The organism is Lutibacter holmesii (assembly GCF_042679665.1).
Taxonomy (GTDB): Bacteria; Bacteroidota; Bacteroidia; order Flavobacteriales; family Flavobacteriaceae; genus Lutibacter; species Lutibacter holmesii.
On sequence record NZ_JBHTMV010000009.1, the window covers coordinates 65,397 to 78,640 of the forward strand.

Here is a 13,244-nt window from a genome sequence, read left to right on the forward strand (position 1 = left end):
ATGGCTTCAACCAAAAATGATTTAGAAGTTTTATTTGAAGATAATCACTTAATTATTGTCAATAAAAAATCTGGTGATATTGTACAAGGAGATAAAACCGGAGACAAACCTTTAAGTGATGTTGTTAAAGAATATATTAAAGACAAATACAACAAACCTGGAAATGTTTTTTTAGGAGTAGTTCATAGGTTAGATAGACCAACAACAGGTGTAATTGTTTTTGCTCGCACCTCAAAAGCTTTAGAACGTTTTAATAAAATGTTGAGAGATAAAAAAGTGCATAAAACGTATTGGGCTGTTGTAAAAAATAAACCTGAAAAAGATAGTGATACACTTATAGGCTTTTTAAGAAAAAACCCTAAAAACAATAAATCAACTTCTTATTCTTCTGAAATAACAAACAGTAAAAAAGCCATTCTTCATTACAAAACTATAAAATCTCTAGACAACTACCATTTATTAGAAGTTGATTTAGAAACTGGTCGCCATCATCAAATTCGCTGTCAATTATCAGCTATTGGAAGCCCAATTAAAGGCGATTTAAAGTATGGTTTTGACAGAAGTAATAAAGATGCGAGTATTCATTTACATGCTCGTAAAATTGAGTTTATTCACCCAGTTACTAATGAAAAAATAATGATAACCGCACCAACTCCAAATGAAGTTATTTGGAATGCGTGTGAGTAAAATAACTTATAAAAAAAGGCAAATTTTAAATTTGCCTTTTTTTATACTTTAAACTCTATTTTTCTTTGCTACAATCTCATCCAAACATAAATTTCCAACACTTCCTTTGTGCGTGTGATTTACTGATTTTTCAGGATTGAAGTTTCCTTCATTAATATCTTTACCCACAATTTTATAAGCATCTCTAAACGGTGTACCATTTTGAACCAACTTATTTACTTCTTCAACACTAAACAAATACAAATATTTATCATCTTCTACAATATCTGTTTTTACCTGAATGTTTTTTAATGAATACGTTAACATTTCCAAACAAGCTTTTAATGTTGAAAATGAAGGAATTAAACCTTCTTTTAGCAATTGTAAATCTCTATGATATCCGCTTGTAAGGTTGTTTGAAATTAAAGTAAACTCCATTGGTAACGCCTGAAGTTTGTTGCATTTCCCTCTAATTAATTCAAAAACATCTGGATTTTTTTTATGAGGCATAATACTTGAACCTGTTGTTAATTCATCTGGAAATGAAATAAAATTAAAATTCTGACTCATATACAAGCAAATATCCATACTCATTTTAGACAAGGTTGCAGCTACTGAACTTAACCCAAAAGAAACTGACTTCTCTAATTTTCCACGCCCCATTTGAGCTGCTACAGAATTAAATTTCAACGTATCAAAACCTAATAATTCCGTAGTTTCATCTCTATCAATAGGAAAAGAACTTCCATAACCTGCCGCTGAACCTAACGGATTTTGATCTGCAACCTTATAAGCCGCTTTTAAAAAGTAAATATCATCTATCAAGGTTTCAGCATATGCAGAAAACCACATTCCAAAAGATGATGGCATTGCCACTTGTAAATGCGTATAACCAGGTAATAAAACATCTTTGTACTTTTTAGCTAAATCAATTAACAAATCAAATAACTCATCAACACCGTCGTTAATTTCAACCAAAGCATCTTTTAAATACAAATGTACATCTACTAAAACCTGATCGTTTCTTGATCGGGCTGTATGAATTTTTTTACCAGTATCTCCAAGTTTTTCAGTTAAAAGAAATTCTACCTTTGAATGTACATCTTCAAAAGAATCTTCAATAGTAAATTCTCCTGCTTCAATTGTTTTTAAAATAGCATTTAACTCCACTTCTAAAGCCGAAATTTCTTCAGCAGAAAGCAATCCTATTTTATGTAACATTTTAGCGTGTGCTAAATTTCCAATTACATCGTATTTTGCTAAAATTAAATCTAATTCTCTGTCGTTACCAACAGTAAAAATATCTATTTTTTTATCTGTTGAAAATCCTTTATCCCAAAGTTTCATATTGTTGTATTTTTTTTAGTTTGGTGGTTGAGCGGAGTCGAAACCACACAACATTTTTATAATGCCACTTCGACTCCGCTCAGCGACCACTACTTATATTATTTGTTCTAATATTTTAATATATAAATCTATTCCCTCTTCAATTTCACGAATATAAATAAACTCATCTGCGGTGTGAGATCGTAAACTTTCACCTGGCCCCAATTTTAAAGACGGACAAGTTAATATAGCTTGATCAGAAATTGTTGGTGATCCGTATGTTTCTCTACCTAAATTAATTCCAGCTTGTACAACTTCGTGGTCTTTTGGTATAGAAGAAGAATTTAAACGTTGAGAACGCGGGCATACTTCTGACTTTACATGTTTAGCTACTATTTCAAAAACCTCTTGATTTGTATAAGCATCAGTCACACGAATATCAACCACATATTTACAACTTGAAGGAATTACATTGTGTTGGCTTCCCGCTTCAATTTGAGTTACTGTCATCCTTACTTTCCCTAAGGTTTCTGATTCCTTTGGAAACTCATAATTTTGAAACCAATTGATATCTTCAATAGCATTGTAAATAGCATTGTCAGCATTTCCGTGTGCAGCGTGCCCCGAAGTTCCTTTCGCTTCACAATTTAATACCATTAATCCTTTTTCTGAAATTGCTAAATTCATAAGTGTAGGCTCACCTACAATAGCAAAATCAATTTCTGGAAGAATTGGCACAATACTCACCAAACTATTTGGACCTGTATTTTCTTCTTCAGCCGAAGCTACCATTAAAAAATTGTATTTTAAATCTTTTCGATCATATAAATACGTAAAAGTTGCCAATAACGAAACCAAGCAACCACCTGCATCATTACTACCCAAACCATATAATTTCCCATCAATAATTTCAGGAAGCAAAGGATCTCGTGTATAGCCTTTATTTGGTTTTACCGTATCATGATGTGAGTTTAATAATATGGTTTTTTTAGAAGGATCAAAGTATTTGTTTTTTGCCCAAACATTATGAACTTTACTTTCAAATGGTATGTTGTGATTGGTAAACCATTGCTTAATTAATAAAGCCGTTTCATCTTCTTCTCCTGAAAATGATTGCTTTGAAATTAAATTTTGAAGCAACTCTATTGCTTCTTTTGTCAACTGTTTTATCATTTTTACAAACTTAATGTTGTGTATAATTTTGTTGATTTTTTCACTAAAGAAGCGTCTCCAATTTTAACTTTACTCACTCCTTCTTCAAGTGCATTAAAACAATTATGCATTTTAGGAAGCATTCCGTCAGCAATAATTCCTGCCGCTATTAATTGTTTATATTTCTCTGAATTAATTTCAGTAATCACAGAATCTTTATCGTTAATACTTTCCAATACACCTTTCAATTCAAATACAAAATTTAATTCGGTATTGTATAACTCACTCATTCCAATAGCAACTTCCGAAGCAATAGTATCTGCATTTGTATTTAATAATTGTCCGTTTTTATCATGTGTAATTGCACAAAAAACAGGTGTTACATTATTTTGAAGCAGCACATCAATAATTTCAGAATTTATAGCATCTACATCTCCTGCAAAGCCATAATCAACATCTTTTACTATACGCTTGTGCGCTAAAATACAATTAGCATCTGCACCAGACAATCCCAGCGCGTTACAGTTATTTTTTTGTAATTGAGCTACAATTTTTTTATTTAATAAACCAGCATACACCATAGTAACAACCTCAACCGTAGCTTCATCTGTAACTCTTCTACCATTAATCATTTTTGGTTCTAAACCCATTGCTGAAGATACTTCAGTTGCTTTTCTTCCGCCACCGTGCACTAATATTTTTGGACCATCTAAATCAGCAAAATCTTTTAAAAAGGAAAATAATGCTTCTTCGTTATTGATTACATTTCCCCCTATTTTTACAACTTTTAATGTTTGTTTAGTCATTGTTTAAATTTGTTCTTTATGTCATATTAAGCTAAAACGAAATATCTCAACTAACGATATAAGATTCTTCATTTCGCTATCACTTCATTCTGAATGACAAATGAGATTATATATCTTCTAATATTTTTTTCAATACAATTTGCGCTGCATACGTTCTATTATTTGCTTGCTCAATAACAATTGAATTTTCAGAATCTATCACCTCATCAGCAACCACAACGTTTCTACGTACTGGCAAACAATGCATAAATTTACCATTATTTGTCACACTCATTTTATCGGCATCAATCATCCACTTTTCATCGGTACAAACAACTTTTCCGTAGTCATTAAAAGAACTCCAGTTTTTCACATACACAAAATCGGCACTTTCAAAAGCCTTTTTCTGATCATACTCTATAGTTGCATCTTTTGTAACTTCAGGATTTAACTCATAACCTTTAGGGTGCGTAATTACAAAATCGGCATCTTGTAATTGCATCATTTCAACAAATGAATTTGCTACAGCATGCGGCAAAGCTCTCGGATGCGGCGCCCAACTTAAAACCACTTTAGGTTTATGCGGCACTTTTATTTCTTCCATTGAAATAGCGTCAGCCAAAGCTTGCAAAGGATGACCAACAGCACTTTCCATATTTACTACAGGAATTCCTGCATATTTTTTGAAATTGTTTAAAACAACTTCAGCTAAGTCTTTTTCTTTATCAGTTAAACTTGCAAAAGCTCTAATTGCAACAATATCGCAATATTGCGCTATTACTTTGGCTGCTTCTTTTACATGTTCAGCTTTGTCTTTATTCATTACAATTCCATCTTCATATTCCAACTGCCAACCTTCACTTCCAAAATTCATAACAATAGGATTTAACCCTAAATTTTGAGCTGCTTTTTGAGTACTTAAGCGAGTACGCAAACTATTATTAAAAAACAGTAAACAAATGGTTTTTCCTTTTCCTAGCTCACTAAATTTCAGTTCATCCTTTTTTAATTCAATTGCTTCTTGAACTGTGTTTTGCAAGTTATCTAAATTGTTGATGTTCAAGTAATGTTTCATGTGTTGTTATTTTGTAATTATTTTGGTGAATTGTGTTTTATTTGAAAGAGCATCTACAATAAAATTATCGTTTAAACCATTTACAATCCACGTTTCAATTTTTGCATCTTGTGCAATTTCAGCAGCGGCAATTTTTGTTGCCATTCCTCCTGTTCCATGTAATGAAATTGAGGCTTGAATTTGTTCTTTTAAAGTTGCTATGTTAGAAGTTTCATTAATAGTTTCGTTATGCTCACTACCCATAGACTTCTTAGTATAAATTCCATTGGTATTGGTTGCAATTATTAACAAATCAACTTTTAACAATGAAGCTGTTAACGCTGATAATTTATCATTATCTCCAAATTTAATTTCATCAGTTGCAACAGTGTCATTTTCGTTTATAATAGGAATATAATTATTCTCAATTAATACGTTAATGGTGTTTTTTATATTTTTTTTAGAGTCACTCTTTTTAAAATCGGAGTACGACAATAAACATTGAGATGTTAACAAACCTAGCTCCCAAAAATTTTCATGAAAAATACGCATTAAATGTGGTTGCCCAATAGATGCCAACGCTTGTTTTACATTTATTGGTTTTCCATCACTTTCTAATTCTACAAATTGTTTTGCCACAGCAATAGCTCCAGAACTAACAATTATAAACTCATAAGTATCTTTTAAAGCAGCAATTTGACGTGCAATATCTTCTAATTTCCCTCTAGAAATTTGATTGGTTTCTTTTGTTAAAACGTTTGAACCAATTTTTAATAAAATCCTTTTTTTATCTGATTTGCCCATTACCAAAAACGTACCATTTATTTGTTACCAAATGGTGTAATCCCATTGGTCCTCTATGATGCAATTTATCTGTACTTATTGCCAACTCACCACCTAAACCAAACTGACCTCCATCAGTAAAACGAGTGGATGCATTTTGATATACAGCTGCAGAATCTACCGATTCCATAAAGAATTCAGCTTCTTTTTTACTTTTAGTTACAATCACTGCTGAATGCCCTCCGCCGTATTTATTAATTTTTTCAATTGCTTCTGTTGATGAAACTACACTTCCCAACACAATTTTGTAATCTAAAAATTCTTCAAACCAAATATCTTCATTCTCAAAAGCAGCAACTCCTTCAAATTCTGATAATTGTGCATCGCCTAAAATTTCAACTTTAAACTCATTCAATTGCTGAATTAAATCTTGAATAAAAGCTTCCTTATTTGGTAAATTTTCATTTATAATAACTTTATCTACTGCATTACAAGCCGAAATTTTAGCCGTTTTTCCATTGATAATTATATTCATTGCCAATTCCTTATCGGCTTCTTTATCAACATACACAAAGTTATTCCCTCTTCCGCTCACAATAACAGGACACGTCGCATGTTGCTTTACAAAAGCAATTAATTTTTCACCTCCACGCGGCACAATTAAATCTAATTTTTGTGTTGGGTTTTCTAAAAATGCTTGAGTTTTAACTCTATCATAATTTAAATATTCAACCCAAGAAGTTGACACTTCATTTTCAGTCAACGCTTTGTGCCAAAGTTCAACAATCTTTAAGTTTGAATTTAAAGATTCTTTGCCTCCTTTTAACAATATTTTATTTCCAGATTTAAAGGCAATTCCACCAGCTTCAACCGTAACATCTGGTCTAGACTCATAAATAATTAAAATGGTTCCAAACGGAGCCGTTTTATTTACAATGTTCATGCCATTTTCATGAGTGAAATTATACAACTCTTTCCCTAAAGGGTCAGAATCTGCAACCAATTGTTCCAAAGAAACAATCATTCCTTCAATTTTAGCATCATCTACTTTTAAACGATCAAACATTGCAATATCTCCGCCTGAATAAGCTTCTAAATCTTTTTTGTTAGCTGCTAAAATAGCACTACTTTCTTCTTTAATTAAAGAAGCCATTCTTGATAGAATAGAATTTCGTTGTTTTATTGAAAGCATCATAACTTATGAATTTAAAACTTCTTTTAAAGCCGATATAAATTGACTTATTTCTTCTTTTGTAATGTTTAAAGGAGGTAATATTCTTAACAAATTTTTATTGCTTGAACCGCCTGTAAAAATATGCTTGTCAAAAATGAGTTTTTTTCTTAATTCTCCAACTTCAAAATCAAATTCAACACCTAACATTAATCCTTTTCCCTTTATTTTTTTTACTTGAGGAATAGTGGCAATTTCTTGTAAAAAATGCTGGTAAACTTCGTTGGCATTAGCAATTAACTTTTCTTCTTGAAGCACATCTAAAACAGAAATTCCTGCGGTACACGCCAAATGATTTCCTCCAAAAGTTGTACCCAACATTCCGTATTTAGCTTCGTGCTTATCCTGTATTAAAACGGCTCCAATTGGAAAACCATTTGCCATTCCTTTTGCAGTAGTAATAATATCTGGCTGAATACCGTGATGTTGAAATGCAAAGAATTTACCACTTCTACCGTAACCACTTTGAATTTCATCTAAAATTAAAAAAACATTGTTTTTACCACATACCTTTTCTACTTCTTTAAAAAAAGCTGTTGTTCCTTCATCTAAACCACCAACACCTTGAATTCCTTCAATAATTACAGCCGCAACATCACCTTTTCCTATTTCATGAATTACCAAATCTATTTCATTCAACGGTAAAAAAGTTACCTCTTGCTGTAAATTTATTGGAGCATTAATATTTTTATTATCGGTAGCTGCAACAGCCGCTGAAGTACGACCGTGAAACGAATTAGCGAAAGAGATAATTCGGCTTTTACCAGTTTTAAAAGATGCCAATTTTAGAGCATTTTCATTGGCTTCAGCTCCTGAATTACATAAAAACAAATTGTAATTCTCACAAGAAGAAATTTCACCCAATTTTTGAGCTAATTCTTTTTGCAACGGATTTTGAATTGAGTTAGAATAAAACCCAATATTATTTAATTGTGCGGTTAATGCATTCACATATTTAGGATGTGTATGCCCAATAGAAATCACTCCGTGACCTCCATACAAATCTAAATATTTTGTTCCTTTATCGTCCCAAACATAAGCACCTTTAGCTTTTACAGGTGTAACATTGTACAACGGATAAACATCAAATAATTCCATAATTCAATTTTATATTTGGTTAATTTTCTCAAAAGAAGTTACTAAACCTTTAATTAATGACGAACTTAATCCTTGGTGTTCCATTTCATTTAATCCTTCAATAGTACACCCGCTTGGCGTAGTTACTTTATCTATTTCTTGCTCTGGATGACTTCTAGATTTTATTAATAAACTAGCAGCACCTAACGCTGTTTGCATAGACAGTTCTTGCGCCTCTTCAGCATCAAAACCAAGCTGCACTGCTCCTTGAGTTGTTGCTCTAATTAAACGCATCCAAAAAGCAATTCCACTTGCGCAAATCACTGTAGCCGCTTGCATTAATTTTTCATCAATACACATTGTTTCTCCAACAGAACTAAAAATAGATTTTGCAATTTCAGCATTGCCCATTCCTTTCTCATTTCCACTTAAACAAGTCATAGATTGTCCCACAGAAATAGCTGTATTTGGCATACTTCTAATCACCGCGAATTCACTTCCAATCACCTCTTCAATTTCACTAATTGTACGCCCTGTTACAACTGAAATTACTGTATGTCTTTTAGGATTTAAAGTTCCTTTAATTTCCTCTAATACGCCTTGTAATTGTTTTGGTTGAACAGCAATAATAACAACATCAGAAAAGCGAACCGCTTTTTTATTATCTGTTGATATTTTAACATTTGGTAACTTACCCCAATTTTTTAATGAATCTAAGTTCCTTTTTGTTAGGTACAAATTTTTAAGCTTGAAATTTTCTTGACTTAAAATTCCCATGGCTATGGAATACCCTAAATTTCCTGTTCCTATTACTGCTATTTTCATGGTGTTTTTTTAGTTGAGTTGTGATTACGTTCTTTTATGTATTTAAAATGCTGTTGCTTTTAATTTTAAACCTTCTGTTTGATCTAAACCAAACATTAAATTCATATTTTCTATTGCTTGTCCTGATGCTCCTTTTAAAAGGTTGTCTATTTCAGAAGTTATTAATAACATTCCTTCGTGTTTTTGTAAATGCAAAAAACAATTATTTGTATTTACAACTTGCTTTAAACTAATTGGAGATTTTGAAACGTGTGTAAAAACCGCATCTTTATAATAATCTTCAAATAATTCGTATGCTTTTTCAATACTTCCTTCAAATTTCAAATAAATAGAAGCAAAAATTCCTCTGCTAAAATTTCCTCTATTTGGAATAAAGAATAATTCTTCTTTAAAATTATTTTGAAGCGAAACTAAACTTTCACCAATTTCACCTAAATGTTGATGTGTAAAAGCTTTGTACACTGAAAAATTATTATCTCTCCAAGCAAAATGTGTTGTGGCTCCTGGTGAAACTCCAGCTCCGGTTGCTCCCGTAGTTGCATTTATATGAATGGAACTATTTAACAAACCTGCTTTAGCTAATGGCAATAAAGCCAATTGAATGGCTGTTGCAAAACAACCAGGATTTGCAATATTATTTGCTTTTACAATCGCTTCTTTATTTGACTCCGGCAAACCATAAATAAATTCTTTGCCTTGAAAAACCATATCGTTGTTCAATCTAAAATCATTACTTAAATCAATAATTTTAGTGTTATTTGAAAAGCTATTTTTTTCTAAAAAAGCCGTAGAATTTCCGTGACCTAAACACAAAAACAACACGTCTACATTATAATTTATTTCACTTGTAAATTTTAAATCTAACGCTCCTAATAAATCTTGATGCACTTGATAAATATAGTTTCCAGCATTTGAAGTACTATACACAAAATCTAATTCAACTTGCGAATGATTTACCAACAATCTAATCAATTCTCCTGCAGTATATCCTGCTCCTCCAACTATTCCTATTTTAATCATGTTTACGAGTTTACGCTGTGATAAATTTTATTTGCTGTTCCTAATATTTTAATAAACCCTTTGGCATCTTCTGCACTCCAAGCTTTGTTAGCTTCACCATACTCTCCAAATTTAGACTTCATTAAATCGTGTTTAGATTCAACACCATTTAAACTAAAATGATACGGCTTTAGCGTTACAAAAACCTCACCCGTTACTGTTTTTTGAGAATTGGTTAAAAAGGCTTCAATATCACGCATTACAGGCTCAAAATATTGACCATCATGCAATAACATTCCATACGTGCTTCCTAAACCTTCTTTCATATTTTGTTGCCATTTTGAAAGCACATGCTTTTCTAATAAATGATGTGCTTTAATAATTACCGTTGCTGCGGCAGCTTCAAAACCAACTCTACCTTTAATACCAACAATAGTATCTCCAACATGAATATCTCTTCCAATTGCGTATTTTGAAGCAATGGCTTCCAACTTTAAAATAGTATTTACTGAAGAATCCATTTCATCATTCATTCCTACCAATTGTCCTTTTTCAAAATGTAATTTAATATCTGTAGGCTCAGTTTTTTCTAACTGACTTGGGTATGCGCTTTCAGGCAATGCTTGGTGAGATGTTAAGGTTTCAACACCACCAACACTTGTTCCCCAAATTCCTTTATTAATAGAATATTTTGCTTTAGACCAAGGATAATCTACTCCGTGCTTTTTTAAATATGCTATTTCTTCTTGCCTAGATAGTTTTAAATCTCTAATTGGTGTAATAATTTCAATATTTGGAGCTAAAGTTTGAAAAATCATATCAAAACGCACTTGATCGTTTCCAGCACCGGTACTACCGTGTGCAATATATTTAGCATTTATACTTTTAGCATACTCTACAACTTCTATAGCTTGAAATACTCTTTCAGCACTTACCGATAAAGGATATGTATTGTTTTTTAATACGTTACCATACACCATATATTTTATGGCTTTATCATAATAAATATCTAAGATATTTTGGTTTGTATGTGATTTTACACCCATATCATACGCCTTAGCTTCAACTACTTTTAGTTCTTCTTCTGAAAAACCTCCCGTATTAACTAAAACACTATGAACTTCTAAATTTAATTCGTTTTGTAAATATTTTACACAGTATGATGTGTCTAAACCTCCACTATATGCAACTACAACTTTTTCCATGATTTTCTTATTTTTTCTTCTTTAGAAATAATGCTTGTTTAATTTTTTTTAATCTACTTAATACTTTAGAATCGTATTTGCGTTCCTCAGCTTTATTATTATTTTTAGGATTGTATAACATTCCTGTACACAAACACATTTTACGATCTGTTCTTGTTAAAACATCATAATTTTTACAGGTTTTACAACCGTCCCAAAAAGCCTCATCAGTAGTTAATTCAGAAAAAGTTACAGGCTGATAGCCTAACTCGTAATTAATTTTTAACACTGCCAGTCCGGTAGTGATACCAAAAATTTTAGCTTCTGGATATTTCTCTTGAGAGTATTCAAAAATTTTCTTTTTAATTGTTTTTGCTAACCCTTGATTTCTAAAATTAGGATGCACAATTAAACCAGAATTTACCACAAACGATTTATTGTCCCAAGTTTCTATATAACAGAAACCAGCAAACTGATCATCTTCAATAGCAATAACGGCATCTCCGGTACTTATTTTTTTTGCAATATAGTCTGGAGTTCTTTCAGCAATACCGGTACCTCGAACCTTTGCAGATTCTTGAATGGTTTCACAAATTATTTCAGCATATTTAATATGCGACATATTAGCAATAACAACTTTCATTGATTACTTTTTAATTAAAATTTATTTATTGATGTTTTTAAAGGGGAAAACGGACGCACCGAATTCAATAGATATTTAAGCCCGCAAGGGGCGGCGAGGGAACAAGCGTACAATTGTAGTATGTAAATTGTTTGTTTTCATTACTACAATATTACAAAAATTATTCTTTCAAAATACATTTTGTTGAATAATTTACAATTTACCTCTATATGCTATCCATTATTAACATCAAAATTCTTGTCTTTTTCTTAAATTAAAAATTGAAACAATTCAGGATTGTCATTTAAATATTCTCCTAAAAATCCTTTTTGTTTCATTCTCTCAACTAAAGGGTCAAAATCTTTTTTAGACTTTAATTCAATTCCAACAATTGCAGGACCTTCAGCCCTATTATTTTTTTTCGTGTATTCAAAATATGCAATATCATCTGTCTCACCTAAAACATCAACCACAAATTCTTTTAACGCTCCTGCTCGCTGTGGAAACTTAATAATGAAATAGTGCTTTAAACCTCTATAAAGCAATGCACGTTCTTTCATTTCTTCCATTCGGGTAATATCATTATTACCACCGCTTACAATACAAACTATTGTTTTACCTTTAATTTGCTCTTTATGTTGTTCTAAAGCTGCAATAGATAGTGCTCCTGCTGGTTCAACCACCAATGCATTTTCATTGTACACCTTTAAAATTGTTGCACAGGTTAAACCTTCACAAATAGTATCTGTTCCATCTAACAATTCTTTACAAAAATTAAAAGTGATATCTCCCATTCGTTTAACGGCAGCGCCATCAACAAATTTTTCAATTTCATCTAAGGTTGTATTTGCTCCTTTTTCTAAGGAAACTGTTAATGAAGGAGCTCCTTTTGGCTCAACACCAATTATTTTGGTTGAAGGACTTAATTCTTTAAAAACACTTCCTACTCCTGAAGCCAATCCGCCTCCACCAACTGGCAAAAACAAATAATCTACAGCCGTATCAACATCATTTAAAATTTCTAAACCAATGGTTCCTTGACCTGCAATAACATCTAAATCATCAAACGGATGTACAAATGTGCTATTTTTAGCTTTGCAAAATTCATCGGCAGCATTTTGACTATCGTCAAAACTATCACCAAAAAGGCGTACTTCTACAAACTCACCTCCAAACATTCTAACTTGTTCAATTTTTTGATGAGGTGTGGTTACCGGCATAAAAATTACGGCAGACACCTCCAATTTTTTACAAGCATATGCAACACCTTGCGCATGATTTCCGGCACTTGCACAAACAATTCCTTTTTTAAGCTCTTCTTTGCTTAACCCTTGAATTTTATTATAAGCACCACGTATTTTATAAGAACGTACTACTTGAACATCTTCTCTTTTAAAGTAGATATTTGCTTGATATTCTTCGGAGAAATTTTTCATAAAAACTAAAGGAGTTGTTTGCACAACTCCTTTAATGCTCTGTTGAGCTTTATAAATTTTCTCTAATGAAAGTCTATTTTTAATAGTTTCACTCAAAATTTAAA

Annotated in this window: 13 protein-coding genes; 1 reads left to right on the top strand and 12 read right to left on the bottom strand. The window is 31.8% G+C overall.

Going from position 1 to position 13,244, the window contains the following annotated elements:
• Window positions 1-687: an RluA family pseudouridine synthase gene (locus ACFQ5N_RS12780; RefSeq protein ID WP_386810026.1), complete on the top strand. Its 687-nt coding sequence runs from the start codon at window positions 1-3 to the stop codon at window positions 685-687.
• Window positions 688-735: 48 nt separating this feature from the next.
• Here ACFQ5N_RS12780 and argH read toward each other — a convergent pair whose 3' ends face one another.
• From argH to ilvA, 12 genes are all read right to left on the bottom strand, one after another.
• Window positions 736-2,013, bottom strand: coding sequence for an argininosuccinate lyase (gene argH / locus ACFQ5N_RS12785; protein ID WP_386810027.1), 1,278 nt, complete (start codon window positions 2,011-2,013; stop codon window positions 736-738).
• A 93-nt stretch (window positions 2,014-2,106) separates the two neighbouring features.
• A complete protein-coding gene (locus ACFQ5N_RS12790; RefSeq protein WP_386810028.1) occupies window positions 2,107-3,165 on the bottom strand; it encodes a M20 family metallo-hydrolase in 1,059 nt (352 codons plus the stop codon).
• 2 nt (window positions 3,166-3,167) lie between these two features.
• Entirely contained in the window at window positions 3,168-3,950 is a 783-nt protein-coding gene (gene argB, locus ACFQ5N_RS12795) for an acetylglutamate kinase (protein ID WP_386810029.1), read from the bottom strand.
• Between the two features lie 106 nt (window positions 3,951-4,056).
• On the bottom strand, window positions 4,057-5,004 hold the full coding sequence (locus ACFQ5N_RS12800) for an N-acetylornithine carbamoyltransferase (RefSeq protein ID WP_386810030.1): 948 nt from the start codon (window positions 5,002-5,004) through the stop codon (window positions 4,057-4,059).
• A 6-nt stretch (window positions 5,005-5,010) separates the two neighbouring features.
• Window positions 5,011-5,787 (bottom strand): glutamate 5-kinase, encoded by a 777-nt coding sequence (gene proB / locus ACFQ5N_RS12805; protein WP_386810031.1) that lies wholly within the window; start codon window positions 5,785-5,787, stop codon window positions 5,011-5,013.
• The gene (locus tag ACFQ5N_RS12810; RefSeq protein WP_386810033.1) at window positions 5,771-6,961 is read right to left on the bottom strand and encodes a glutamate-5-semialdehyde dehydrogenase; all 1,191 of its coding nucleotides are present in this window, start codon (window positions 6,959-6,961) and stop codon (window positions 5,771-5,773) included. The genes proB and ACFQ5N_RS12810 overlap by 17 nt, the downstream gene beginning before the upstream one ends.
• Window positions 6,962-6,964: 3 nt before the next feature.
• Window positions 6,965-8,095: an aspartate aminotransferase family protein gene (locus ACFQ5N_RS12815; RefSeq protein ID WP_386810034.1), complete on the bottom strand. Its 1,131-nt coding sequence runs from the start codon at window positions 8,093-8,095 to the stop codon at window positions 6,965-6,967.
• A gap of 9 nt (window positions 8,096-8,104) precedes the next feature.
• Window positions 8,105-8,899 (bottom strand): pyrroline-5-carboxylate reductase, encoded by a 795-nt coding sequence (proC, locus tag ACFQ5N_RS12820; RefSeq protein ID WP_386810036.1) that lies wholly within the window; start codon window positions 8,897-8,899, stop codon window positions 8,105-8,107.
• A gap of 42 nt (window positions 8,900-8,941) precedes the next feature.
• Window positions 8,942-9,919: an N-acetyl-gamma-glutamyl-phosphate reductase gene (gene argC / locus ACFQ5N_RS12825; protein ID WP_386810038.1), complete on the bottom strand. Its 978-nt coding sequence runs from the start codon at window positions 9,917-9,919 to the stop codon at window positions 8,942-8,944.
• A gap of 2 nt (window positions 9,920-9,921) precedes the next feature.
• Window positions 9,922-11,103: an argininosuccinate synthase gene (locus ACFQ5N_RS12830; protein ID WP_386810040.1), complete on the bottom strand. Its 1,182-nt coding sequence runs from the start codon at window positions 11,101-11,103 to the stop codon at window positions 9,922-9,924.
• Window positions 11,104-11,110: 7 nt separating this feature from the next.
• Window positions 11,111-11,725, bottom strand: coding sequence for a GNAT family N-acetyltransferase (locus tag ACFQ5N_RS12835; RefSeq protein WP_386810042.1), 615 nt, complete (start codon window positions 11,723-11,725; stop codon window positions 11,111-11,113).
• Window positions 11,726-11,973: 248 nt separating this feature from the next.
• Entirely contained in the window at window positions 11,974-13,239 is a 1,266-nt protein-coding gene (gene ilvA / locus ACFQ5N_RS12840; RefSeq protein ID WP_386810398.1) for a threonine ammonia-lyase IlvA, read from the bottom strand.
• Window positions 13,240-13,244 lie beyond the last annotated feature (5 nt).